Origin of the sequence: Methanohalophilus euhalobius (assembly GCF_900215215.1) — an archaeon.
Lineage (GTDB): Archaea > Halobacteriota > Methanosarcinia > Methanosarcinales > Methanosarcinaceae > Methanohalophilus > Methanohalophilus euhalobius.
The window spans coordinates 307,228-333,229 of the sequence record NZ_OBDR01000001.1 but is presented as its reverse complement, the minus strand read 5'-3'; the positions used below and the strand labels follow the sequence as shown (position 1 = coordinate 333,229).

Here is a 26,002-nt window from a genome sequence, read left to right as displayed (position 1 = left end):
CCATTACTTTTTCCGAGGCTTAAGCCTTCAAAAGGAAAAGGATAATGTAACTATGGTAGAAAGGTCAAAGATACTTTCAATAGCACTTACTTTAGTAATGGTACTGGCGTTATTTACCGCCGGCTGTGTCAGCAATGACGAAGAACCAACCGAAAGTTCTGGTGATGAAGGTTCAACCGGTGCTGAAGAAGCTGCACAAGCAGAACAAATCAATGTAAAAGGTTCAACAACTGTACTCCCCCTTGCACAGGCAGCAGCTGAAACTTACATGGCAAATCATCCTGAGGCTTCAATCAGTATCAGTGGAGGCGGCTCCGGTACAGGCATCGCAGCCCTGATAGATGGGGATGTAGATATTGCAATGGCTTCCAGGAAGATGAAAGACTCCGAGATAGAGAATGCTGAAGCAAACGGAATTGACCCTGTTGAACACGTAATCGCATGGGACGGACTCACAGTAGTAGTAAACCCGGCAAATCCCGTAGACCAGCTGACCTACGACCAGATTAAGGGAATCTATGACGGTTCCATCAGCAACTGGGCAGATGTAGGTGGCCCTGACAAGGAAATTGTAGTAATTAACCGTGACAGCAGCTCCGGTACATACGGCTACTTCCAGGAAGAAGTACTCGGTGAAGACAACGAATTCCGTGAAGACGCAATCGCACAGAGCTCAAATGGTGCTGTGGTACAGGCAGTTTCACAGAACGATGCAGCAATCGGTTACATCGGTTTTGCTTACCTCAATGAAAACGTAAAGGGTGTAGATGTCAACAAGGGTAACGGGATGGTCGCACCAACTTCCGAAAACATCCTTGCAGGCGACTATCCACTTGCCAGACCCCTTCACTTTTACACAGACGGACAGCCTACCGGCCTTGCTGCAGACTTCACAGAATATATCCTGAGTGAGGAAGGTACAGAGATCGTCTACGATGTAGGATACTTCCCTGTTGAGTAAATGATTTGAAGCATGAACCCTTAGAGGTGAGCGATGTTTCACAGAAGACTTAAAGAGAAGGGCATTGAGATAGGCCTGTTCTTAGCAGCGGCAACGACTGTCGTTGTCCTTCTCTTCATTTGTATTTTTCTTTTTAGAGATGGATACCTATTATTCGAAACAAGTTCTTTTACTGGTTTCATAACCGGTAGTTCATGGTACACCGCTTCAACCCCACCACGTTTTGGAATACTCCCCCTTTTATTCGGCTCATTTCTGGTCACAGCAGGCGCAATAGCCATAGCTGTACCCCTGGGCCTTGCTGCAGCAATATATATTTCAGAGTTGGCAAGCCCAAAAATCGCTGACTTACTGAAACCATTCATTGAAATCCTTGCAGGCATACCTTCCGTTGTATACGGTTTCTTTGGTCTGGTAGTCCTGGTTCCTCTTATAAAAGATATTTTTGATATACCCACAGGCCAAACAGCCCTTACGGGTTCTATAATGCTTGCAATGATGGCACTACCCACAATAATTTCAATTTCCGAAGACGCTATTAATGCGGTACCACTGGCACTTAAAGAAGGTTCATTAGCTCTGGGGAGTACACAATGGCAGACAATTTATAAAGTAACATTGCCGGCTGCCCTTTCCGGAATATCCGCCGCAGTGATATTGGGAGTAGGCAGAGCAATCGGTGAAACAATGACAGTATTGATGGTAACAGGTAACATGGCCATAATACCTGGATTCCCCGAAGGATTTCTTGATCCTGTCAGGACAATGACAGCAACTATTGCACTTGAAATGGGAGAAGTACCCAAAGGCAGCCCGCATTTCCATGCATTGTTTGCAGTTGGTTCAGTATTGTTTATTACGACTTTCATAATAAATATGGTTGCAGATAGGATAAAGAGAAAATATAAACTCAAGGAGGGGCTCTGATTGGATCCAAGAACGACTGAAAAATTAGCATTTTGTTTCCTCAGAGCATGTATATGGATTGTTGTTGCATTTGTAGCAATTCTTATACTCTACATTGTAATACAGGGATACAGCATAATGAGCTGGGAGTTCCTGACTGAGATGCCCAGAAACCGGATGACTGAAGGTGGCATCTATCCCGCTTTGATGGGGACAGCATATCTTGTTGGCATATCCATGGCTGTAGCAATCCCCCTTGGCGTTCTTTCAGCTATCTACCTAAATGAATATGCAAAGGAAAGCCGTTCAACCTGGATCATTGAAATGGCAATCAACAATCTTGCCGGAACCCCTTCCGTAGTGTTCGGATTGTTCGGATTGGCATTGTTTGTTAAATATTTAGCATTTAAACCGTCAATTATCTCGGCATCCCTTACCCTTTCCCTCTTGATATTGCCAGTTGTAATCAGAGCAAGCAAAGAAGCCTTGATAACCGTTCCTCAGGAACACAGGGAAGCTTCTCTTGCCCTTGGTGTAACAAAATGGAAGACCATAAGTAGTATAGTATTACCAGAAGCATTACCCGGAATAGTAACCGGAATTATCCTGAGTATTGGAAGGGTTGCAGGTGAAACCGCCCCTATAATGTTCACAGGTGCAGCTTTCTTTTTACCACGTCTGCCGGAGTCTGTATTTTCACAATTCATGGCTTTGCCCTATCATTTGTTCATACTGGCTACCTCCGGTCTCAACCCCATGGAAACCAGGCCCATACAGTACGGAACTGCTCTTGTGTTACTGATATTGGTACTGCTCATAAACAGCATAGCAATTATTATCAGAAAACATTACAGGAAAAAACTTCACAGATAATTATTCGAGGATAAGAGATGAGTGAAATTAATAATTTCGCAGACATAGAGGTTGAGGATCTCAACCTATGGTATGGATCCAATCAAGCCCTCCAGGACATAAATATAAAAATTCCCAGCAAAAGTGTAACCGCTCTTATAGGTCCTTCAGGATGTGGAAAATCCACATTCCTGCGCTGTATAAACAGGATGAATGATCTTATAAAAGTATGTCATATCGAAGGCAGGGTAAAAATCGACAATAAAAACATCTACGATGAAGATGTGGACGTAGTTGAACTCAGAAAGAAGGTTGGTATGGTTTTCCAGAAACCAAACCCATTCCCCATGTCAGTTTTTGATAATATTGCCTACGGTCCAAAAATCCACAAAGTTCCCAAAAAAGATATAAAGGGCATCGTTGATAAAACCCTGCAGGATTCAGCTCTTTACGGAGAAGTATCTGACAGGCTGGATTCATCAGCCCTGGACCTCAGCGGAGGACAGCAGCAGAGACTCTGCATTGCAAGGACCATGGCCGTAGAACCGGAAATCATACTTTTTGATGAGCCATGCAGTGCCCTTGATCCCATATCTACAAATAAGATAGAAGACCTGATTCTTGAATTAAAAAAGGATTACACAATTGTAATTGTTACCCACAATATGCAGCAAGCGGCCAGAATTTCTGACTACACCGCATTTTTCCTTATGGGAAAAATAATCGAGTTTGGAGAAACAAACCAGATATTCGAAAATCCCAAGGAAAAACGTACTGAAGACTACATCACGGGAAGATTCGGGTGATTAAATGGTTCGTGAGAAATACCATGCTGAACTTGATGAACTAAAAGAAAACATCTCTGATATGAGTGCCGTGTCCCAGGAAATGTTCAGGAAATCTATAAAGGCACTTGCAAATATTGATAAAGAACTTGCTCAGGAAATCATTGAAATGGATCAGACAGTAAATGATTTTGAAGAGAAAGTTGAAACCCGAATCACAAGATTACTGGCATTACAGCAGCCAATTGCCAGTGACCTGCGACTTATAACGGCTTCTTATCGAATATCAATCGATCTGGAAAGAATGGGCGATCTGGCAGTGGATGTGGCCAAAAGAATAAAAAAGATGGATACTGAGAAGGCTCTTTCAATTTCTGAATGTAAACCTATTATAGCCACATGTGAAGAAATGATAGAACAATCCATTAAAGCCTATTCAGAACTGGATACTGAGCTGGCAAAAGGTATCACTACAAAAGATGACATCGTCGACAGGAATGTCTACGCAGGCTGGCAGGATCTGGTCCAGATGATGATCGACAACTCAACGGTTATTGAAAACGCAGTGGAAATGATGTTTGTTCTCAGGTATCTGGAACGTATTGCAGACCATACATGCAATATATGTGAAAGTATTGTATACATTGCAACTGCTAAAAGGGTCGATCTGAACTGATTGATCCTTTATTTTTCATTGTTCATCCTATTTTTCAATTCGTAAAATTAATATGCTGAAGTCTCTTCTATTGACCCCTGAATAACGAGAAATAGAGGCTTTCAACGTGACCCAAGAACTTTTTGATCTAAATATAGGATATATCCACTTAAAAAATCCAGTCGCCATCGCTCCAATGGCGGGTATTACAGACAGTTCATTCGTAAACAATTATGGCAAAAGTGCCGCACTTGTGATAATGGGCGGATACAACCTTGATGAGAAAACCAATGCTGCAGCATGTGAACTCATAGAAAGGGGAAGAAAAGAATTTGTATCACAGGAGCCAATCGAATATATCACAAAAGAGCTAAATGCCGTTGATTTCAATGGGACAGCGGGAATAAACCTGCGCAGCAGTGAACTTAAACCCTTACTTGATGTGGCAGAAATCATCAGGGATGCTGGTACATTAATGGAACTGGACGCACACTGCCGCCAACCTGAGATGAAAGAAATAGGAGTTGGAGAGGCCCTGATGGAAGACCTCCCACGTCTTACAGAATGGATAAGGCGGATAAAAGAAACTGGTGTCGTGCTTTCAGTCAAGATCAGGGCAAATGTTGTTGATGACATACAACTTGCAAAGGCAATTGAAAGTGCAGGTGCTGATATAATCCATGTCGATGCCATGAAAGAAGGTGCAGGTGCCGATCTTGACACTATCCGCCGCATCCGGGATGCAACACGTATTTTCCTGATAGGCAATAATTCGATACAGAGCTTTGATGATGCAAAAGAGATGTTTTCCAGAGGTGCAGATATGGTATCTGTGGGAAGACAGGCAATGGACTCTCCGGAAATTATAGATTGCCTTGTAGATGCTGTTTCTGAATTTCAGGAAAGTACCGGCTGGTATAATGCTCCAAAACATATTTGCAGAGGACAGGGCGATCTGCGAGGACTGACTTTCTGTTGCCTCCCGGTAAAACCCTGTGCTGTACATAATAAGGCCAAACAACTGGGATTCAGTCCCCGGGAATTTGCAAACCTGAAAATGGAATTTGTAAAAGGTACCCCCCTTGAATACGGTGACAGTACCTGCTTTGGTAGTCTTGCATGGTGTTGTAAGATCACAAAACCGTGTTTCATGAGAGATGGTGTGCTGGACCTTATAGACCTCCCCCCACAGGAGTACATGAAACTCAAAAAACAAATGGCTGACTACATCCTCGACCACGCCAAAGAAAAATAAACGGTGGGGATATGAATTCCTGTTACAAGATACAGCCCTCCGAAGTTGCCCGCAGTGCCCAACTTGCAATGATATTGGAGGTATCGGCATCACCAAAACCCGGAAATATTGACAGGACGCATGATTATGTCGATACCTGTTATGAACATTTCCTCGCATCTGCAACCGGTGTTTATCCAGTAATTGAAAGGGCTGCTTCTGGAAAAGAAAAGATAGGGCAATTGCTCAAAGAAGCCGTGCTTGAAAGCAATAAATGGCAAAAAGGAGGAAACACACATTTTGGTGCGTTCTTACTCCTTCTTCCCCTGGCAAAAGCTGCAGGTCAGCTGAGTCAGGAAAATGAAACGTTTGATATGAAAAAAATGGTTGAGAGGGCTCACTGGATAGTTAAACATACAGATGTAGAGGACTCGATTAATTTCTATCAGGCTTTTGGAAAAGCAAATGTCTGTGTACAGGATGTAGAAGATCTTGATCTCAATGATTCTGATTCCATCACAATCTTAAGGAAAAATCAAACCAGCCTTTTCGAATTGATGGAAATATCCGAAAACTACGACATGATAGCTAAAGAGTGGACCCATGGTTTTGAACTGTGCTGCCGGTGCAGCGAACAGATCACTGACCTTATGGAAGAAAAAGGGACTTGTACAGACATAAATTGCTCCATTGTTTACACTTTCCTCAAGTTATTGTCGAAAAATCCCGATACATTCATACAAACCAAGTTCAACCGGGAAACTGCAGTCGAGGTTTCAGAAAAGGCAACCGCTATTGTCACACAGATAGAAGCATGCGGGTATGAAGCAACCCTTCCTTCAATAATTGAACTTGATGAAGAGTTACTCAAAAAGAAAATAAATCCCGGTTCAACTGCAGATATAATTATAGGCGGGCTTTTCCTTTCAATCATGGGAGGCATGCGGTTTTGATGGAAATCTCAGAACTTGACAAATACGGTATATGCGATGGAATTTCCGAGATCATATTGACATCGGGCATAAAAAACCCCAACGCTGCTCCAATTGGCCTGATTCGCAAAGATAACAGGATTTTCATAAGACTTTATAAAGGTTCTACAACTTATGAAAATGTGAAACAGGATAAAAATTTTGCCGCCAATGTGACCTGTGACCCTTTACTTTTTGTAAAATCGACTTTTTCGAATCTCAAAAATGAGAATTTCAAATACTATTCCCTGAATTCAACAAAAATACCACTGCTAAAAAATTCAGCCAGCAGTGTTATTTTCATATGCGGTGAAATAAAACATACAGAACAGGCCATGACAGCAGAAATCATCCCAATGGATGCGGTAGCCAATGATTATAGACCAAAGGCCATCAACCGGGGCCTTACAGCAGTTATTGAGGCAGCAGTGCATGCTACTCGTTATGAATTAACAGGAGACAATAAGTTTCTCGACTTGATTGACCAGTGCATGGAAACTACCTACAAATGTGGAGGACAGAGGGAAAAAGATGCCGCTGACATTCTCTTATATGAAATTGATGAAATTAAGAAACATGTATCCGGGGGCAAAGACACTGAATAATTTCATGGAAATTGCCATTGAGCAAGCCCGAATGGGCATGAAACACAATCTGGGAGGGCCCTTTGGAGCTGTAATTGTAAAAGATAAAACTGTAATCTCCAGAGCACATAACAGAGTACTTGATTTTAATGATCCGACGGCTCATGCTGAAATAATGGCAATCAGGATAGCCTCATCAAATCTGGAAACATTTGACCTGTCTGGCTGCGAAATATATACCACCTCTTATCCATGCCCTATGTGTATGTCAGCTCTGTACTGGGCACGCATCAAAACGCTTTATTATGGGACAACAACAGCCGAGGTAGAAAAAATCGGATTTGACGACGGACAGATATACAGGGCTCTCTGTAAAGGTACTGATACAGAAATGAATGTGGAAAAGCTGGACAGCAAAATATGCCAACAATTGCTGTCCGAATGGGAAGAAAAAGAAGACAAGTATATGTACTGAAGATCTTTACTCTTTATCTTCAGCAGGACTGGCAGGTTTTATGTGATCTTGTGCCTGAGAGTTTTCAGGATCAAGTTCCAATAACTTTGCAAAGGCCATGTCGGCCCTATCATTGTTTCCAATTTTCAGGTAAGTATTTGCAAGACCCTGCCATATTTGGGGAGATTCTGGCTCTATATCAATGGCTTCTGTAAATGCTTCTATAGCCTCTTCAAATCGTTCCAATTTGAACAAAGTATTACCTTTCCCATATAAAATGCCTGCAGCATCTTTTTTAAGTTTGGGTTTGGGATTTATGTTCAAAAATGAATATTGTGGAAATGCAAAATCCTTCACATTTGAATGTTGTGCCGCTCTATCATAGCATTTGAGAGCTTCTGTAAATTCATCATTCTGATAAAGAAGAGTGGCTTTACAATACCAGGCGTCTGAGAAAGCAGGATCCAGGTCCAGACATTTCGAAAAGGATTCAATCGCTTTTTGATGCTGTCCTATCGATTGCATTACAAATCCATGTCCAAACCATTTACCGGCATCTTGCGGATCTTCTTCAAGAAAACTATCAATTACTTCAAGAGCCTCTTCATGCCTTCCCATCCTGTAAAGGACAAAACAACGGCTATAAAGAACATTCTGGCATTTTTTTCTCAAAGTGTTCAGGTCATCTTCCATATCATCTTCAAGCTCACTTAATTTATTTTCCAGTTCACCCCATATAGCGGCCGCCTCATTGTATTTTTCCAGCGCCTCTTCATAATTGCCCATTTCAAAAAGTACATATCCATTCCCATAGATTTCCTCACCGCGTCTATAGAGAGTCGTGAATTGTTTTTTCCGGGAAACTTTATCGTACCATTTTTTCAGAAAACTCATGGCAATAGAATAAGCCTTCTCTGTATCATATATCTTTTGTAATATAAGGCACATCAAATTTGTAGATGGCAAAAAAAGGACTTGAGCCGATAATTCATCAGGACACCGAAATCTTAATTATGGGATCCCTGCCAGGAGAAGAATCCCTCAGACAACAAAAATATTATGCCAATAAAGGAAATGATTTCTGGAAGCTCACAGGTGATGCTATCGGAGAGGAACTTGACAATAAGGAATATCCAGAAAAATTAAGAATTCTAAAAGAACATAAAATAGGCCTCTGGGATGTTTTCAGGCAAGCAGAAAGAAAGGGAAGTGGTGATTCTGAAATCAGGTATGAGGTTATCAATGATTTTTCCCTGCTTGAAGTGATAGCACCTAACATACGTAAAATCCTTTTCAATGGAAAAACAAGAGCCGGGAAATATGAGTATTTGTTACAGGAAAAGGGATACGATACAGCAGTATTGCCTTCATCCAGTGGAGCCAACAGACAAAACAGAATTGAAAGAGAAAAAATATGGAAACAGCAATTGCAATGCTGATTCGGTACAGTATATTATATAAGTGTTCAGATACCAATTTTAATATGTAAGATCAATCAGTAGAAGTGATACCATCGCAACTCCCAATCATCCATCCCCCAAAAATTACAGTTCTTTTTCTGCAGGTATTGACACACCAACCATGAAAAGCGTACTTGAAGATATTGTCAATGCAAGCCCTGTTATTGTTTTTGTATGGAAGGAAGAGGACAGATGGCCTGTGGAGTTCGTCTCGAAAAATATTTCTCTTTTTGGCTATACTCCCAATGATTTTATTTCGGGCACCTTAAGGTATAGTGACATAATCCATCCGGACGACCTTGAAATGGTAACTGAAGAGGTGGAAAAACATCTGGAAAGCGGAGATGAAAAGTTTAATCTTACCTATCGTGTCCTCACCGGGAAAAAAGATGTACGCTGGGTCGAAGAACGTACCATGATTCATCATAATCCGGATAACACCTACTATGAAGGAATTATCATGGATATTACTTCCAGGAAGATGGAAGAAAAAAAGATCATTGATGGTGCCCTGGAGATGAAAAAAGCCCTCGAGACAGTAATCAATGCAAGCCCTGTAATTGTTTTCCTGTGGAGAGCAGAAGATGATTGGCCAGTGGAATTTGTCTCGGAAAACATTACACAATTCGGATATGAAGTTGAAGAATTCACATCAGACAAACTGGTGTACGGTGATATCGTTCACTCTGATGATATAGAGAAAGTGCGCCAGGGGATGGCCCGATGTGTCGCAGAGGGTAACAGAGAGTTCACCAAAGAATATCGTATCCTGACAAAAGATGGAAATGTACGCTGGGTGGATGAACGCACAAAAATCCAGCAAAATGATACAGGTGATGTGACATATCTGCAGGGTATAATTGTTGATATAACAGATAGAAAGAATGTGGAAAATGCTCTCTATCTTGAAGAAAAACGTCATGAAGCTCTTTTAAAACTATATGCCATGTCTGATTCTTCAATTCAGGAAATAATGGATTATGCGCGTGAACAGGCAGTCTCACTAACTGAAAGCAAGATTGGCTTTCTGGCATTCCTGGATGAAACGGAAACAAACTATGCGGTTATTTCCTGGTCAAACGGCAAACAGAGTTCCGATAAGGCTCCGGCAGAGAGCTACAGTATATGGGATGAAGCACTTTACCATCGCACTCCCATAATGAACAATGAATATTTAACTGAGAAAGATACTGATCCTAAATTAATCCAGAGAAATCTGAGCGTCCCCATTTTTGAAGGCGGTAGAATTGCAGGTATTGTGGGTGTTGCCAATAAGGGACAGGATTATACATCTACAGATGTGAGGCAGTTAAAATTACTCATGCAGGGAATGTGGAATATAATCCAGCAAAAACTGGCTGATGAGGAATTATACCAGTATATGGAAGATTTGAAAAAATCAAGTGAAATAAAATCAGTCCTTTCTGATGTCATTAAGAACAGCCCTGCAGTCGTATTTATATGGTGGGCCGAAGAAGACTGGCCTGTTGAATTCGTCTCCGAGAATGTAACACAGTTCGGTTACACTGTGGATGATTTCCTTTCGGGTAAACTGGTCTACGCTGACATAGTACACCCTTATGACCTGAAAAGGGTCCAGAACGAACTCGCAAAAAGAATCGATGCGGGACAGACTGATTTCAATCAGGAATACAGGATAATGACGAAATTTGGAGATGTCAGGTGGATAGATGAAAGGACTTTTATCAAATATGATGAAAATGGAACAGTAACGTATCTGCAAGGTATCATTGTAGACATCACAGAAAGAAAGCATTCCGATGATTTCATGCACCTGCAGTATGATCTTGACAGTGTTCTCAGCTCTGCCACATCAAATGGCGAGATCTTCAACAGGCTACTGGATCTTGCACTGAAAATCACACCCCTTGATTCAGGAGCCCTGTACCTTGTTGACGATAAAACAGGAGACCTGAACCTGGTAGCTCATCACGGGCTGTCTGAGCAGTTTGTGAATAGTACCTCCCACTATGAAAGGAATTCAGTACATACACGCCTTGTTATGAGCGGACAGGCGGTGTATAAACATCATTCCGAACTCAGCGCAATCACCACAGGCAAGAACCTCCGGTATGAAGGCTTGCATGGAACTGCAATAATTCCGATTCGATACCACAACGAGATAATAGCTGCTCTCTATCTGTCCTCACATTCTGAATATGAAATCCCCGATAAATCCAGACATGATCTCGAAACGATAGCAAAACAAATCGGGAAAGTCCTATCAAATATGCACAAAGAAGCATCCGCACAAAAGGAGATCAGTGATTTGCAGATATTGATTGACAATGTAAAAGAAGGTATCACTGTAACCGATAAAAAGGGAGCATTGCTTTATACAAATAAGATACTTGAGAAGTGGATACGATACTCTGCAGATGAGCTTAAAAAGATGGACATTACAGATATATATCCGCTGAGATACAGGCATGTCCTGGATTCCGTAAACAAGCCAATAAACCAAAACAGGCCTTATAGTGAAGATATCAGGTTATATTCCAGCACAGGAAGAGAAATTCCCTGCAGAGTAACTTTTAAGAATATAAAATGGAACGAAAAGGATTGCATACTTGGAATCTACGAACATATCAATACATCAGCAACCTCCATTCATGATACATAAAGTCCGAAGATATTTATATATTAGAAGGACTATCGTAGTTAAATTCAACAGGGATGACTGCGGAGTGAATTCATGAGTCCTAGAAAAAAAGATGAAAAAAAATATACAAAATATGTAGGTATATTCCTTGCAGTAATAATGGTCGGGTCAATCGGCATGTTCTTTTTCAGCGGCGGGTCAACCAACAACAACAATGAACAATCTGAAAATGTTCAGGTATCTGGTTTTGAGAGTGTGCCGGGTGAACATATAGGGATAAAATTAAACTCCATTCAGGATGGTCTGCAGGTAACTCCAGATAATGTTACTACAGCCAGATACATGAACATCGCCTACCTGAACGGTACGCCACTGCAATATCTTATAGGTAATACATCCGTTTACAATAATTTCTACGGGTCAAATGTAACCAAACTGTATTCAGCAGGATATGATAATTCTTCATGGATAGAAATGCATGAGATCGACCCAAAGGTTGTGGCATTCCAGTACTATACTGCTCCTGAAACATATAAGGGATACCAGCCCCTTTCCAGAGGACAGGGTATCTACAACGTCATAGGAACTCCCATGCTATTGGGAGAACAACAAAGTGTTGAAGACACAATAGATGTAATTGAAGGAGATGCAAAATCCGCCCATAAATTCAATGAAATATTCCAATTCGCAAGTACAGATGCCCCTATACAGCAAGTTGTCGATCTGGAAAATGAATTCGCAGACCAGTATTATGTTGAATGGGCTATTGAAGATGGCAGCAGTTTCAGAAGAACTGCCCTGTATGCCGATCCCACTGAAAACACAATGACCAACCTGACAATAAGGGCATCCAACACAAGCCAGAGAGGCCTAAATTACAACATTACAGATTACGGAAATATTACCAAGGTGGACATCACTGCCAATGCATCTAATTTCTATGCACTGGCTATGGAACCCATCCAGTAATTTTCCTTTTACTTTTTTAAATCGATACCAGAAGTTTTATAATCGATAGGCATCTTCAAGAAGTGCAATCGAGTTGTCGCAAGTTATATATGTACCAGTGGCGATTCATACCAAATACTCCAACGAATGTAAACAGTATGGTAGAATTGACCATTGTTTGCATCTATACAATGAATAATGACAAACCGCGGTGTAAACCGTGATTTCGAAGGAGATAGAAATTATGGCAAAATTTGATGTTCCAGATGAACTAATAGATAAAGCTCTTGAAGCAGTAGAAGTTGCCAGAGATACTGGCAAGGTAAAAAAAGGAGCTAACGAAGCTACAAAGGCTGTAGAAAGAGGTATTGCAAAACTGGCAGTCATTGCAGACGATGTTGAACCTGCAGAAGTAGTAGCTCACATTGGCCCCCTTTGTGAAGAAAAGAATGCACCTTACATCTACGTGAAACAGCAGAAAGAACTTGGAGCTGCCTGCGGAATAGGCGTTGGCTGTGCTGCAGTAGTAATTACAGATGCAGGTAAGGGCGCAGAGACCATCGAGGACCTGGCCGAAAAAGTCAGTGCCCTCAAATAAACTTACCCATAAAAAAGGAGTAATTCTCCATGGCAGATGAAAACTTAGGATATGCCGCGGAGGTCATAGATGTCATCGGCAATACCGGCATGCATGGCGAAGCAAGCCAGATCCAGTGCAGGGTACTGGATGGCCGGGACAAGGGCAGGATCATCACCCGTAACTGTATGGGCCCTGTTCGTATCGGCGATGTGCTGATGCTGATGGAGACTTCCAGAGAGGCAAAGAAACTTACAACAAGGTGATGCGCAATGGAAACCAAGAAATGCTCTTTCTGCGGAACTAAACTGGAACCTGGAACTGGTATCCTTTTTGCAAAGAAGGACGGTTCTACCTACAATTTCTGCTCCTCTAAATGCAGGAACAATTACAAGATGGGTAGACTTCCAAGGCGTACTATCTGGACCGAAACGGGCAGAACCTACATGAAAAAAGCCTGATGAGGAATTAATCAATGGAACGCACATATGTTATGATCAAACCAGATGGTGTCCAGAGAGGACTTATTGGAGAGATCATAGGAAGAATCGAAAGGAGAGGTCTCAAGATAAGTGCAATGCGCATGAATGTTATCGATGAGAATGATGCAAAGGAACATTACAGCGAACACTGTGAAAAGCCATTTTTCGGTTCACTTATATCCTATGTGACTTCCGCTCCTTCAGTTTCAATGATTGTTGAAGGTAAGGATGCAATAAAATCCATGAGGACAATAAATGGCGCCACCAATCCATCCGAAGCAATGCCCGGTACAATCAGGGGCGATTTTGCTCTTGAAACCGGTAGAAATGTGGTACATGCATCCGATTCAGTAGAATCAGCTGAAAGAGAAATCAGCATCCATTTCAAGGATGATGAGACAAACGAATATTGTCGTATAGACGAAGAATGGCTCTATGAGTGAGTACCCTTTTGCTCACTCCCCTGTTTCTTAAGGAAGGGATGCATATTACCGATAACGAAAATCTCAGGACACCCATTGTATGCGTTATGGGACATGTGGATCACGGTAAGACCACACTGTTAGACAGGATACGCGGTAGTTCTGTGGCTGCAGGAGAAGCCGGTGCGATCACCCAGCATATCGGTGCAACGGAAGTGACGATCGATTCCATAATAGAACATAGTGGTGCTTCCGGGATGAAGAACAATTTCATAGTACCCGGTCTTTTATTCATAGATACACCGGGACACCATGCATTCACATCCCTGCGTAGCAGAGGAGGAGCACTTGCAGATCTGGCAGTGGTAATTGTAGACATTAATGAGGGCTTCATGCCCCAGACAAAAGAAAGTCTGCAAATACTCAAGCGGTTCAAAACTCCCTTTGTGGTTGTTGCAAATAAGATCGACAGGATACATGGTTGGCAACCACATGAAAGCGCGAGTTTTCTGGAAACTTACAACAAACAAAGTGAACGTGTAAGAGCCGATCTTGATAACAAGTTCTATGAAATTGTCGGGGAACTATATAACAGTGGTTTTAATTCCGAACGCTATGACCGTGTATCTGATTTCCAGAGAAATATAGGAATAATACCTATAAGCGCGGTTACCGGCGAAGGTATACCTGACCTGCTTATGGTATTACTGGGGCTGGCCCAAAAATTCCTCGAATCTAATCTTCATTATAACGCAAGTGGACCTGGTGAAGGAACAATACTTGAAGTAAAGGAAGAAAAGGGATTGGGAACTACCATCGATATTATTCTCTATGATGGAACCCTCAAAAAAGGGGATACTATTGTAGTCGGAAGTCTTGGGGAGCCTATTCAGACCAAAGTGAGGGCTTTGCTAAAACCCAATCCAATGGGAGAAATATCCGCCGAGGAAAAGTTCCAGAATGTGGAATCAGTTACGGCTGCTATTGGTGTAAAGATATCTGCGCCAAATCTTGATGGTGCCCTGTCAGGAGCCACTGTAAGAGCGGCCAACCCGGAAAACCTTGATACGATTGTCAAAGAGGTTCAAGAGGAACTTGACGAGGTACAGATTAGTACGGGCACCACAGGTGTGACTCTTAAAGCAGATACAATCGGATCACTGGAAGCGCTTGTTAATGAACTCCAGAAGGAGGATATACCCATCAGAAAAGCCGAAGTAGGAGACATATCCCAGAGGGATATTATCGAGGTTTCGGCTATCGAAGATCCTTTTAATGCGGTTCTTATTGGCTTTAATGTAAAGATGTTACCTGATGCAAAAGAAAAAGCAAAGGGTGGCGATCTTAAAATATTCCAGAATGATGTTATTTACAGGCTTATTGATGATTACAAAGACTGGGTCAAAGAAAAGAAGGAGAAATCCGAACAAACAATATCCCAGCTCATAGTAAAACCTGCAAGATTCCTGCTTCTTCCAGACTGCACGTTCAGACAAAGCAAACCTGCTGTTGTTGGTGTCAGAATCACAGGCGGAAAGGTCAAAACTAACATCGGTGTTACAGATAACAGTGGCAGAGTTGTAGGCACAATCAAAGGACTCCAATTAGAAGGAGAAAACATCAAGGAAGCCAGTGCAGGGATGGAAGTTGCAATGGCGATTGATGGACCAACAATAGGTCGCCAGATCAAAGAAGGTGATGTACTTTATTCAAATATTCCCGAAAAGCATGCAAAGGTGCTTGAAACGGAGATACTTGACTCACTTTCGGCAGATGAGATGGAAACCCTCGATGCTTTCCTTGAAATCAAACGCAGGGATAATCCGTTCTGGGCCAAGTAATAATATTAATTGATGTTGGAGGTAAATAATGGTAGATTTCAAAATTGTCGTATCAGATCCAAAAGCCAAAGCATACCAGTTCGATGTGAGTGGTGCCGAGGCAAATAAGTTCATAGGAAAAGCAATAGGCGAAACTGTAGAAGGAACAGTAGTCGGTCTTCCCGGTTACACCATCCAGATTACTGGCGGAAGTGACAGAAGTGGTTTTGTCATGCGCAAGAACGTACCCGGTCCCAAAAGGCAGAGGTTACTCGTAGCCGAGGGTGTCGGATATAAGCCAAAAGACAAGGGAATGCGTCGCCGTAAATTCCTCAGAGGAAGAGAAATAGCTCCGGATATTGTCCAGATCAACACAAAAATTGTTGGATACGGAGACAAAACCATCGAAGAAATTCTCGGTGGCGGTGAAGAGGGAGAGACTTCCGATGAGTAAATCTCCCGCCCTTTTTTATTTCAATTGATATTTCACCCCTGAATATTCCTTGTTGGCTACACATTATTATATCTTCAATTGCATTTAATACAATAGTTATTTATAAAAATTAATTATATTGTATATATAGAGAATTGAGGATAGATGTGACATGGACATCCGAAATCCAAATGTGAAACAACTTTTCTCTTATGAGAAGAAAGCCAGCATACTTGAATTATTTTACAGGGTCATTTATTCCATTCTTATAAGAATTGTACTCTATATACGGGATATTTACAGGAATCTGTCTTGTCTTTCAATGGTTTGTAATCCTTATGCAGGAAGGAAAATCGAGAGACTAAACCGGTATCATAAAGGGCTTGAGTACTACACTCATGTCATAGGATATCTTTTTCTCACAACTGATGTCAGGCCTTCCATAAAACCGCCTTCAATAACAATATTTGAAAAGAAGCTGTACTATGACAGGGATACAGTAGAGATACTAAAATGATGCTTACTCAAAAGTATAAATAGATATAATCTAATTGACATATATAAAATATATAAAAGAAGTCGATGTGTAGACAGATTTTGTACCAATTAAAAGCAAAGCAGGAAGAATAGATATGAGGCGCTCACTTATTGACATTACATGTTTTTCCGAAAAACGTAAGCGCCTTCTTCTCCTGCTTATGGAAGGCAAGAAGGATATTGATGAAATAAAAGAGATTCTTGATGAAACTTCGCCTTCAATTCTTCCCCAAATAAAAATATTGAAAGAAAATGGCCTCATAGTTCAGGAAAATAGTACGTATTCATTAACCAGAATTGGCATATTGCTGGTGCACATGCTCCAGGAGGTCTTTAAAACATTTGATGTACTTGAACATCATTTCGATTATTTAAATGAACATGATTTAACTCCTATTCCAAAAGAATTATTGCACCGTATCGGAGAATTAAATAATAGTGAATATATCGTACCTTCACTTACTGATGCATTCGATCCTTTCGCAAAAATAAAACCACTTACAAAAGCGTCTATCTGGATTAAAGCTTTTATTGCAGTCTATCATCCGGCATAGCCTCCGTGTGCCTCTGAAATGGCCTCAAAAGGAGCAAACTTATCGTTGATAATGACAGAACCGATATTTGAAAAAATGAAAAATGATTATCCTGAAGCAACCCGGATACTCAAAAATTCAGACAATTCCCGGATATTGATCTACAAAGGAGAAGTTAAGCCCTCCTTAATTATTGCTTCTGACCAATATTTCCTTTTATCCCTTATGTTGAATAACTGTCGTTATGACAACAGTTACCTTATGGGTACAGAAAAAGAAGCCATCGAATGGGCAACCAAGCTCTATGAATGGTATGAAAAAAATTCAGAGTTAGTCCCAAAAAAGGACTAACATCATTTCAGAGCAACTTCTTTCCAGCTTCAGGGCCACTTTTACACTCAAAGACATCGGTAATTTTCATGACAATCAGGGCTTTGGCAGGATATTTCTCTCCTTTTTCCTTTGCCATGGCATATGCAGCGTCGTAATCATCACCTTCAGTCTTAATTTCCACATCGCCTTTTATCTGGAAACAGCCTTTTGAGCCTTCACCCCATACATAAAGTGATGCTTTAGGATTTTCTTCAAGGTTATTGCGGGTTTTCAAAAAATAATTGTCCACAATCCAGATAGTTGCATCATCCACAAGTTTGCACATACCAATTGGAATTACATTTGGTATACCGTCTTTTGAGGCGGTGGCAAAGGGAAGTGGCCTGCTGACATTGGCAATTGATTCTTTCATGTCTTCTGTGAGTTTTACCATGTTTAGATCTCCTTGTTAGATAACAAAAATAGTAAGGTAGAGGTATATTACATTTATGATTCTTTAATTTCTGACTTCAGGTAACCGAAATCATATCCAGGAAATAATGATGCAACCGTAGATCAGGCGTCAGTTCCGGGTGGAAAGCCAGAGCAAGTACATTGTTTTGTCTTGCTGCTACAATTCTCCCATTAATTGTTGACAATACATCAACCTCCGGGCCCGCATCCATGATTGCAGGGGCCCGGATAAAAATTGCTGTATAGGGAGAATCCAGGAATGCAAGATCTAAATTAATTTCAAAGGACTCCCGCTGCCTTCCGAAAGCATTTCGATTCACTTTTACATCCATCAGACCGAGAAGATGCTGATGGGTCTTATGCACCTGTTCGTCCCCGCGGGTTGCAACAAGGATCAAGCCGGCGCAGGTGCCAAGTACAGGAATGCCGTTCTTTGCAGCATTCTGAATTTCACCTGCAATTCCTTCTCTTTCAATCAGACGGCCCAATGTTGTACTTTCCCCTCCGGGTAATATGACCGCATCACATCGGGGCACAATGCCTTCATGACGGATTTCCAGCACTTCACCTCCAATGTCCCTCTCACAAAGGGCACGTTCTACGGCATCAATATGTTCGGAAACATCACCTTGTATGGCGATTATACCGATACGCATCAATTTCACCGTTGATAATTTACCAGCCACGTGTCTGCAAAGTTTCTTCAGGGAGTATAGTGTCAGCACTCATGCCCTTCATTCCTGAACCGATTCCCCTGGAAATTTCTGCCAGTTTTTTGGGGTTATCATAATTATTAACTGCTTCAACAACTGCTTTAGCCATCATTTCAGGATTTTCAGCTTTGAAAATTCCAGAGCCTACGAATACACCATCTGCACCCAGTCTCATCATTAGGGCAGCATCTGCTGGAGTGGCAACACCCCCTGCTGCAAAGTTTACCACAGGCAAACGCTGTAAGTCTGCAGACTCAAGAACAAGTTCTATGGGTGCTTCGATGTCACGGGCAACCTTGATGAGTTCTTCTTTGTCCTTGCCGGCAAGTTCACGTACTTCCCCCATGATCTTTTTCATGTGGCGCACAGCCTCACGGACATCCCCGGTACCTGCTTCACCTTTGGTACGTATCATTGCCGCACCTTCATTGATACGTCTCAGGGCTTCCCCAAGGTTTCTTGCACCACATACAAAAGGAACAGTAAAACCGGTTTTATCAATATGGTACATTTCGTCTGCAGGAGTCAGGACTTCAGACTCATCGACCATATCAGCTCCCAGGGATTCAAGGATTTCAGCTTCCACAAAATGACCGATCCTGGCCTTTGCCATTACAGGAATTGTTACAGTATCAATAATCTGCGCAACGATTTCCGGATCTGCCATCCTGGCCACTCCACCGGCCTTACGGATATCAGCCGGAACTGCCTGCAGGGCCATTACAGCCACAGCCCCTGCTTCTTCGGCGATTCTCGCCTGCTCGGGGTTGGTTACATCCATAATAACCCCGCCTTTCTGCATTCTGGCAAAACCTCTTTTAATGAGTTCAGTACCGTGCCTTAAGTTTTCAAGTTCCATCTCATAAGCCTTCTTTTTTTTAATCGGATATAGGGTCAATAGTAAGTATATTTACATAAAAAGATTTGGTCGCAGCATCCTTCTGCAAAATTATATTGAAATGTCTCACGTGCCCTATATTCTTTTTGGGTAATTCAATAGCTTGCGTGAACTACCGCCCTATGAATAGGGTGGCTTCCTGCTTCATTATTGAACCTATTAGTTCAATTCCACAGGCTTAAACTGTAGTTCCTACAGCACGATTCAGAATATTAATTGCAGCATTATGGTCGCGGTCAATAATTAATCCACAATGGGGGCAATTATGTGTCCTCGTTGCTAATGATTTTTTAACGTTTTGACCACAATTGCTGCAGATTTGAGATGTATTACATGGGTTAACTAATTTTACAAACTTACCAGCTTCTTCCGCTTTGTATTTTGTAAACTGAATTAGATTACTCCATGATGCATCATGTATAGATTTTGAAAGTCTTGAATTTTTTACCATATCCTTTATATTCAAATCTTCAAAAACTATACAATCGTAAACATTAATCAATTCTCTACTTAACTTATGGTTAAAATCATTTCTTTGGTTACGTATTTTTCGATGCAATTTGTTTACTTTATCGCATTGCTTTTTCCAGTTATTAGAAAACTTCTTTTTTCTACTAAGTTCATGTTGTTGCTTTTTTAATTTTATTTCTGTATTGCAATAATATTTTGGAGAATTAACTTGTGCACCGTCACTTAACGTTACAATGGAATTAAGTCCCACATCAATTCCAATGAAGGCAATAGGTTCTACAGGTTTTACATTGTTTTTAATTACAACAGAAAATGTTGCATACCATTGTTTTCCATCTCTACGAATGGTACAAGTTTTAATTTTACCTTCAATTTCCCGATGTTGAACTATCCTAATTTCTCCAATTTTCGATAATTTCAATTTCTTTCCAGAAATACTAAAACCAGATTGAGGATAAGTAAAACTGTTATATCTATTTTTACCTTTGAAACGTGGATAGCCTACTTTTGTCTCTCCTTTCTTACATCGTCTAAAGAAACTATCAAAGGATTTTCCTAATCTCCTGATTACATCCTGCTTGACTTGTGAATGTACTTCTGTATCAAATTTAAGGTATTGAACCTGATACAATTGTTCCATTGTAGATATTCCCTAATTACATCTTTCGTATGCATTTCTACGGTCTGCAAGAAATTCATTATAGATACATCTACAAACATCAAGAGTTTTATTCAATTTGATTTCTTGTTGTTTTGTAGGATATAACCTAAACTTATATGATTTTTGCATTAAATACCTATAGGTAAGGAATGATTAAATACTTTTCGAACCTATAGGTAAATATGCCTTATTCAAGTTCTGCTGTATATGAAATTAATTATCATATTGTATGGTGTACGAAATATCGAAAACAGGTTATGAATGATGAATTAAAGCAATTTCTTGATGACCAGATAAGAACAATTGCTGAATCTAAAGAATGGGAAATACTTGAACTGGAAGTTATGCCTGAATATATCCATCTTTTCATAACTGCACCTCCATTCATAGCACCTACAGATATTGTCAAAATTATGAAAGGCGTTACTACAAAAAGAATATTTCAAAAATTCCCTGAACTGCGAAAAAAAGAATTTTTGGGAAAGCATTTGTGGTCTCCAAGTTACTACATAGGAACACACGGTCAAGTATCTGCTGAAACGATTCAGAAATACATAGATGGTAACAACAATAGAGGGTGTAATTTATCCACCGTTTGAAAACGGTGGTATTCTTACTCTATCATGATAAAAGAGGAACAAGCGAAATTCATATTCGCAACGGATACTCTCCTGACAGGCACCTGGACAGTTGTGGACCCGATTTTCGTTGCAACCCCTTGCAGTAAGTTATATGACAAAACCCCACATCTACACAACATCTGAAAAAATGCTACGGGAAATAAGTGTAACCTTAAAGGCTACACTTACTCCTCTTTTTTAATTCTGGCCAAACTAACCAATTTATCCTTCTCCCTGATATTCATAATTTTTACACCCTTTGTATTACGTCCCTGCACCCTAATATCTGTCACAGGGATACGTATCACAATGCCGGCAGAGCTTGTAAGGATGATCTCATCATCATCTTCCACTGTTTTTACAGTGACCACGGGACCATTGCGCATATCAGTGAAAATGGTTATCACTCCCTGCCCTCCACGACGAAGGGTGCGGTACTCATCAAATGGCGTGCGTTTGCCAAAACCATTCTCTGTAACAGTCAGCAGGGTAGCATCAGAATCTACAACATCCAGGCTTACAATAACATCCGCACCTGTCAGTTTCATACCCCTCACACCACGTGCCGTCCTGCCCATCACACGCACATCTTCTTCAGAGATACGGAGGGCTTTACCATGCCTTGAAGCCAGCATTATATCCTGATTTCCGTCGGTCTGGAGAACATTTACAAGTTCATCCCCCTCTTTCAGGGAAATCGCAATAATACCGGCACGGCGTGGATTACTGAAATCCGAAAGACTGCAACGTTTTACGGTCCCATCACGTGTACCCATGAAAAGGTAGCGATCCTTTTCAAAATCATGTACCGGGATCATGGCATTTACTGATTCACCTTCAGCAAGTTCAAGTAGGTTAACAATAGCCTTCCCTCTGGACTGGCGACTTCCCCTGGGAATATCATAGACTTTTTGCCAGTAAACCTTACCGTGATTTGTGAAAAAGAGGATGTAATCATGGGTAGAAGCCACAAAGATGCTTCCCACAGTGTCATCTTCCTTTGTTTCCATACCTCTCACACCACGACCGCCCCGATGCTGCATATTATATGTCTGGAGAGGAATATTCTTGATATAACCACTCTGGGTAGAGGTTACAACCACTTCTTCCTCGGGTATCAGGTCTTCATCCGCAAGTTCTTCACGGCTACCCTGAATAAGGGTTCTGCGCTCATCACCATATTTATCTTTCAACTCCAGAACTTCATCCTTAATAATCGCATATTTACGCTCATCATTTGCAAGGATGTCCTTAAGATCGGCAATCATATCGATTAGACCATTATACTCTTCATCGATCTTTTCCCTCTCCAATCCAGTCAGCCGCTGCAGCCTCATATCCAGAATGGCTTTAGCCTGGGTTTCATCCAGATTAAAATTACTTATAAGCCCTTCTCTTGCCTCCTCTGTGGTGGCTGAGCCTCTTATCAATTTGATAACTTCATCAATGTTATCCAGGGCTATTTTAAGCCCCTGGAGAATATGTGCTCTTTCCTCGGCTTTTCTTAGATCAAAAGCTGTACGTCGAGTGATAACATCTATACGATGTTTGAGATATATCTGGATCAGTTCCCTGAGATTAAGAACGCGGGGCACCCCGTCAACCAGAGCCAGGTTTATGATACCAAATGTGGTTTCAAGCTGGGTCTGTTTGTAGAGCTGGTTGAGCAGGACTTTGGGATTGGCTCCTTTCTTAAGTTCAATAACCACCCGCAGACCTTCCCTGCCGGATTCATCTCTCAAATCCGAAATACCCTCAATTTTTTTATCCCTTACAAGATTGGCGATGGATTCCACAAGACGTGCCTTGTTTACCTGATAAGGAAGTTCGTATACCACAATGCGGTATTTATCATTCTTCATCTCCTCTATCTCGGTCACAGCACGCAGATGGATAGGGGAGCGTCCTGTCTCATAGGCACTCTTGATCCCACTGGTACCCATTATGATACCACCAGTAGGGAAATCCGGTCCTTTCACGATCTTTAGAAGTTCTGAAAGTTCAGTGTCAGGGTCATCAATCAATTTGACAGTAGCATCCACTACTTCCCGGAGATTATGGGGGGCCATGTTGGTAGCCATCCCCACAGCAATACCGGTGGAGCCGTTCAAAAGCAGGTTGGGCAACTTTGAAGGCAGGACTTCAGGTTCCTCCAGGGAACCATCATAGTTAGGCTTGAAATCAACAGTTCCCTTCTTGATATCCTCAAGCATTTCAGTTGTTATCTTATCCATGCGGACTTCTGTGTAACGCATTGCTGCAGCAGAATCACCATCAACAGACCCAAAGTTACCCTGGCCGTCTATTAACGGATAACGCAGGGAAAAGTCCTGGACCATACGCACCAGACTGTCATACACAGCAGTATCGCCGTGCGGATGGAACTTACCCAATACATCACCCACTACACGGGCAGATTTCTTGTATGCCTTATCATGGGTTATCCCGGCTTCATTCATCGAATGAAGAATACGACGATGAACCGGCTTCAAACCATCACGGGCGTCAGGCAGGGCCCTTCCCACAATAACACTCATCGAGTAATCAATATAAGAACGCTTCATTTCATCCTGGATAAGCACCGGAACTACACGTCCACCTTCCCCGTCATGCTGTTCGATACTTTTATCGAGAGGATTTATATCATTATCGTCTGCCATTTTCTACCACCTCATATATCCAGGTTGATAACATCCTTTGCATGCTCCTGTATGAATTTACGTCTGGGAGCAACTTCATCTCCCATCAGAATGGAAAACATCCCATCAGCTGCGACCGCATCCTCCATTGTTACCTGCAAAATAGTGCGTGTCTGAGGATTCATGGTTGTCTCCCACAGTTGATCGGGATTCATTTCACCAAGACCCTTGTAGCGCTGTATACTTACACCCTTTTCGCCAATCTCTTCGATTATTTTGTCCTTTTCTCTTTCCGTATAGGCAAACCGCTGGTTCTTACCTTTCTTTATACTGTAAAGAGGAGGCTGGGCAATGTATACATAACCTGCATCTATCAGTGGAGTCATGTAGCGGAAAAAGAAAGTGAGCATCAGGGTACGGATATGTGCTCCATCCACATCAGCATCAGTCATTATGACCACTTTGTGATAGCGGGCCTTTGAAAGATCATACTCATCCCCTATCCCGGTTCCCATTGCAGTAATCAGGGAAAGGATCTCATTGTTTTTCAGTATCCGGGACAAACGGGATTTTTCCACGTTCAGTATTTTACCCCTGAAAGGCAGGATGGCCTGAAAACGCCTGTCACGTCCCATCTTTGCCGAACCACCCGCAGAATCACCTTCCACAAGGTAAATTTCAGATACAGACGGATCTTTTTCAGAACAGTCCGCAAGTTTGCCGGGAAGAGTGCTGACTTCCAGGGCACTTTTACGCCGCGTTAATTCCCTTGCCTTTTTGGCCGCTTCCCTAGCTCTGCGTGCATCCATTGCTTTTTGCAGGATAGCAGAAGCAATCTTGGGGTTTTCTTCCATGAATTCCGAGAGACCCTCAGAAACCATGGATTCCACAATACCCTTAAGTTCACTGTTTCCAAGTTTTGTCTTTGTCTGCCCCTCAAATTGAGGGTCCATCAATTTAACACTGATGATTCCTGCCAGACCTTCCCGGATATCATCACCGCTGAGTTTGATGTCTCCTTTGGCAATGTTGTTGCGTTTGGCATAATCATTGGCAACCCTGGTCAGGGCTGACTTGAAACCTGCCAGATGAGTACCCCCCTCGTGGGTATTGATATTATTTGCAAAGGAATAGACATATTCACCATAACTGTCTGTATACTGCATGGCGATTTCAACCCGGGTATCTTCCTTTTCCCTCTCAAAATATATAGGTTGTTCATGCAGTACATTGCGGCTCTTGTTCAAATATTCAACAAAAGAGACGATACCGCCATCATACTCAAAAACTTCCTGCAGGGGTTCATCTGATCTTTTATCGGTTATTACAATTTTAATTCCACGATTTAAGAATGCAAGTTCTCTTAACCTTGTGGCCAGGGTTTCAAAATTGAAATCTACTGTTTCAAAAATGTCGGTATCCGGTTTGAAAGTTATCGATGTACCGGTACTTTCAGTATCCCCTTTCTCGATAACATCATCAAGAGGTTTTCCTCTTACGTAACGCTGATAGAAAATTTTGCCATTCCTGTGAACTTCAACATCGTTCCATTCAGAAAGAGCGTTTACAACAGAGACACCTACTCCATGAAGACCACCTGATACCTTGTAGGAACTCTTATCGAATTTACCCCCTGCATGCAGAATGGTCATTACAACTTCAAGTGCCGATTTTTTGTATTGGGAATGTATATCCGTGGGAATTCCCCTGCCGTCATCCCTGACCGTAACCGAGCCATCCCTGTTTATAGAAACGTCAATTGAGGTACAATAGCCTGCAAGGGCCTCATCTATACTGTTATCCACTACTTCATAAACAAGATGGTGTAAACCCCGCCCATCAATGCTTCCGATATACATGCTCGGTCGCTTGCGTACGGCTTCCAGTCCTTCCAACACCTGAATATGGGTCGCATCATAGACATCTCTGTCACTCATTGCGTTCTGTCTCCATGAATCCATTTAAATAATAAATGCA

At 41.6% G+C, this 26,002-nt stretch carries 30 protein-coding genes; 22 read left to right on the top strand and 8 right to left on the bottom strand.

Going from position 1 to position 26,002, the window contains the following annotated elements; genetic code table 11:
• Positions 1-52: 52 nt before the first annotated feature.
• The 9 genes from CP947_RS01730 (at position 53) to CP947_RS01690 (ending at position 7,423) form a co-directional block, all read left to right on the top strand.
• A complete protein-coding gene (locus CP947_RS01730; protein ID WP_096711523.1) occupies positions 53-961 on the top strand; it encodes a PstS family phosphate ABC transporter substrate-binding protein in 909 nt (302 codons plus the stop codon).
• Positions 962-994: 33 nt separating this feature from the next.
• On the top strand, positions 995-1,888 hold the full coding sequence (gene pstC / locus CP947_RS01725) for a phosphate ABC transporter permease subunit PstC (RefSeq protein ID WP_096711522.1): 894 nt from the start codon (positions 995-997) through the stop codon (positions 1,886-1,888).
• Positions 1,889-2,740 carry a phosphate ABC transporter permease PstA gene (gene pstA / locus CP947_RS01720; RefSeq protein ID WP_096711521.1) on the top strand — a complete coding sequence of 284 codons (852 nt, stop codon included), beginning with the start codon at positions 1,889-1,891 and terminating at the stop codon, positions 2,738-2,740. It abuts the gene before it with no gap.
• A 17-nt stretch (positions 2,741-2,757) separates the two neighbouring features.
• Positions 2,758-3,525 (top strand): phosphate ABC transporter ATP-binding protein PstB, encoded by a 768-nt coding sequence (gene pstB / locus CP947_RS01715; protein ID WP_096711520.1) that lies wholly within the window; start codon positions 2,758-2,760, stop codon positions 3,523-3,525.
• A 4-nt stretch (positions 3,526-3,529) separates the two neighbouring features.
• Positions 3,530-4,180 carry a phosphate signaling complex protein PhoU gene (gene phoU / locus CP947_RS01710; protein ID WP_096711519.1) on the top strand — a complete coding sequence of 217 codons (651 nt, stop codon included), beginning with the start codon at positions 3,530-3,532 and terminating at the stop codon, positions 4,178-4,180.
• A gap of 106 nt (positions 4,181-4,286) precedes the next feature.
• On the top strand, positions 4,287-5,414 hold the full coding sequence (locus CP947_RS01705) for a methanogenesis marker 9 domain-containing protein (protein ID WP_096711518.1): 1,128 nt from the start codon (positions 4,287-4,289) through the stop codon (positions 5,412-5,414).
• 11 nt (positions 5,415-5,425) lie between these two features.
• Entirely contained in the window at positions 5,426-6,346 is a 921-nt protein-coding gene (locus CP947_RS01700; RefSeq protein ID WP_096711517.1) for a triphosphoribosyl-dephospho-CoA synthase, read from the top strand.
• Positions 6,346-6,969, top strand: a complete 624-nt coding sequence (locus CP947_RS01695) for a DUF447 domain-containing protein (protein ID WP_096711516.1) — start codon at positions 6,346-6,348, stop codon at positions 6,967-6,969. The genes CP947_RS01700 and CP947_RS01695 overlap by 1 nt, the downstream gene beginning before the upstream one ends.
• Positions 6,926-7,423, top strand: coding sequence for a nucleoside deaminase (locus tag CP947_RS01690; RefSeq protein ID WP_253247319.1), 498 nt, complete (start codon positions 6,926-6,928; stop codon positions 7,421-7,423). Before CP947_RS01695 ends, CP947_RS01690 begins: the two co-directional genes overlap by 44 nt.
• Before the next feature lie 6 nt (positions 7,424-7,429).
• Here the strand turns inward: CP947_RS01690 and CP947_RS01685 are convergent, their stop codons facing one another.
• Positions 7,430-8,296: a tetratricopeptide repeat protein gene (locus CP947_RS01685; RefSeq protein ID WP_165868954.1), complete on the bottom strand. Its 867-nt coding sequence runs from the start codon at positions 8,294-8,296 to the stop codon at positions 7,430-7,432.
• A gap of 65 nt (positions 8,297-8,361) precedes the next feature.
• Here CP947_RS01685 and CP947_RS01680 point away from each other — a divergent pair, with 65 nt between their 5' ends.
• The 12 genes from CP947_RS01680 (at position 8,362) to CP947_RS01625 (ending at position 17,588) form a co-directional block, all read left to right on the top strand.
• Positions 8,362-8,841 carry a DNA-deoxyinosine glycosylase gene (locus tag CP947_RS01680; protein WP_096711514.1) on the top strand — a complete coding sequence of 160 codons (480 nt, stop codon included), beginning with the start codon at positions 8,362-8,364 and terminating at the stop codon, positions 8,839-8,841.
• A gap of 142 nt (positions 8,842-8,983) precedes the next feature.
• On the top strand, positions 8,984-11,506 hold the full coding sequence (locus CP947_RS01675) for a PAS domain-containing protein (protein WP_096711513.1): 2,523 nt from the start codon (positions 8,984-8,986) through the stop codon (positions 11,504-11,506).
• A 72-nt stretch (positions 11,507-11,578) separates the two neighbouring features.
• Positions 11,579-12,454: a hypothetical protein gene (locus CP947_RS01670; RefSeq protein WP_096711512.1), complete on the top strand. Its 876-nt coding sequence runs from the start codon at positions 11,579-11,581 to the stop codon at positions 12,452-12,454.
• 214 nt (positions 12,455-12,668) lie between these two features.
• The gene (gene rpl7ae, locus CP947_RS01665) at positions 12,669-13,031 is read left to right on the top strand and encodes a 50S ribosomal protein L7Ae (protein WP_096711624.1); all 363 of its coding nucleotides are present in this window, start codon (positions 12,669-12,671) and stop codon (positions 13,029-13,031) included.
• Between the two features lie 29 nt (positions 13,032-13,060).
• Complete coding sequence (locus CP947_RS01660; RefSeq protein WP_013037328.1) at positions 13,061-13,276, top strand: 30S ribosomal protein S28e; 216 nt, start codon at positions 13,061-13,063, stop codon at positions 13,274-13,276.
• 6 nt (positions 13,277-13,282) lie between these two features.
• The gene (locus tag CP947_RS01655; protein ID WP_072357968.1) at positions 13,283-13,471 is read left to right on the top strand and encodes a 50S ribosomal protein L24e; all 189 of its coding nucleotides are present in this window, start codon (positions 13,283-13,285) and stop codon (positions 13,469-13,471) included.
• Positions 13,472-13,485: 14 nt separating this feature from the next.
• Positions 13,486-13,935, top strand: coding sequence for a nucleoside-diphosphate kinase (gene ndk / locus CP947_RS01650; protein ID WP_096711511.1), 450 nt, complete (start codon positions 13,486-13,488; stop codon positions 13,933-13,935).
• A gap of 44 nt (positions 13,936-13,979) precedes the next feature.
• Positions 13,980-15,755: a translation initiation factor IF-2 gene (gene infB / locus CP947_RS01645; protein WP_096711623.1), complete on the top strand. Its 1,776-nt coding sequence runs from the start codon at positions 13,980-13,982 to the stop codon at positions 15,753-15,755.
• 28 nt (positions 15,756-15,783) lie between these two features.
• A complete protein-coding gene (locus tag CP947_RS01640; RefSeq protein ID WP_096711510.1) occupies positions 15,784-16,188 on the top strand; it encodes a 30S ribosomal protein S6e in 405 nt (134 codons plus the stop codon).
• 151 nt (positions 16,189-16,339) lie between these two features.
• Positions 16,340-16,684, top strand: coding sequence for a DUF4389 domain-containing protein (locus CP947_RS01635; RefSeq protein ID WP_207891984.1), 345 nt, complete (start codon positions 16,340-16,342; stop codon positions 16,682-16,684).
• Between the two features lie 181 nt (positions 16,685-16,865).
• Positions 16,866-17,258 (top strand): helix-turn-helix transcriptional regulator, encoded by a 393-nt coding sequence (locus CP947_RS01630; RefSeq protein ID WP_164908986.1) that lies wholly within the window; start codon positions 16,866-16,868, stop codon positions 17,256-17,258.
• Positions 17,259-17,276: 18 nt separating this feature from the next.
• Positions 17,277-17,588 carry a transcriptional regulator FilR1 domain-containing protein gene (locus CP947_RS01625; RefSeq protein WP_096711508.1) on the top strand — a complete coding sequence of 104 codons (312 nt, stop codon included), beginning with the start codon at positions 17,277-17,279 and terminating at the stop codon, positions 17,586-17,588.
• 7 nt (positions 17,589-17,595) lie between these two features.
• On the opposite strand, the gene CP947_RS01620 is transcribed toward CP947_RS01625, so the two are convergent.
• The 5 genes from CP947_RS01620 to CP947_RS10680 all read right to left on the bottom strand — a co-directional run bounded on the left by CP947_RS01620 (position 17,596) and on the right by CP947_RS10680 (position 20,895).
• Entirely contained in the window at positions 17,596-18,003 is a 408-nt protein-coding gene (locus tag CP947_RS01620; RefSeq protein WP_096711507.1) for a pyridoxamine 5'-phosphate oxidase family protein, read from the bottom strand.
• Between the two features lie 76 nt (positions 18,004-18,079).
• Positions 18,080-18,679, bottom strand: a complete 600-nt coding sequence (pdxT, locus tag CP947_RS01615) for a pyridoxal 5'-phosphate synthase glutaminase subunit PdxT (RefSeq protein WP_096711506.1) — start codon at positions 18,677-18,679, stop codon at positions 18,080-18,082.
• Positions 18,680-18,698: 19 nt separating this feature from the next.
• Complete coding sequence (gene pdxS / locus CP947_RS01610; RefSeq protein WP_096711505.1) at positions 18,699-19,595, bottom strand: pyridoxal 5'-phosphate synthase lyase subunit PdxS; 897 nt, start codon at positions 19,593-19,595, stop codon at positions 18,699-18,701.
• A 217-nt stretch (positions 19,596-19,812) separates the two neighbouring features.
• Positions 19,813-20,745 carry an RNA-guided endonuclease InsQ/TnpB family protein gene (locus CP947_RS01605; RefSeq protein ID WP_241645739.1) on the bottom strand — a complete coding sequence of 311 codons (933 nt, stop codon included), beginning with the start codon at positions 20,743-20,745 and terminating at the stop codon, positions 19,813-19,815.
• A 12-nt stretch (positions 20,746-20,757) separates the two neighbouring features.
• Positions 20,758-20,895 (bottom strand): helix-turn-helix domain-containing protein, encoded by a 138-nt coding sequence (locus tag CP947_RS10680; protein ID WP_241645742.1) that lies wholly within the window; start codon positions 20,893-20,895, stop codon positions 20,758-20,760.
• Positions 20,896-20,948: 53 nt separating this feature from the next.
• Here CP947_RS10680 and tnpA point away from each other — a divergent pair, with 53 nt between their 5' ends.
• Positions 20,949-21,365, top strand: coding sequence for an IS200/IS605 family transposase (gene tnpA, locus CP947_RS01600; protein ID WP_096711504.1), 417 nt, complete (start codon positions 20,949-20,951; stop codon positions 21,363-21,365).
• A gap of 206 nt (positions 21,366-21,571) precedes the next feature.
• Here the strand turns inward: tnpA and gyrA are convergent, their stop codons facing one another.
• Both gyrA and gyrB read right to left on the bottom strand, forming a co-directional pair.
• A complete protein-coding gene (gene gyrA, locus CP947_RS01595; RefSeq protein ID WP_096711503.1) occupies positions 21,572-24,046 on the bottom strand; it encodes a DNA gyrase subunit A in 2,475 nt (824 codons plus the stop codon).
• A gap of 11 nt (positions 24,047-24,057) precedes the next feature.
• Positions 24,058-25,962, bottom strand: coding sequence for a DNA topoisomerase (ATP-hydrolyzing) subunit B (gene gyrB, locus CP947_RS01590; protein WP_096711502.1), 1,905 nt, complete (start codon positions 25,960-25,962; stop codon positions 24,058-24,060).
• Positions 25,963-26,002 lie beyond the last annotated feature (40 nt).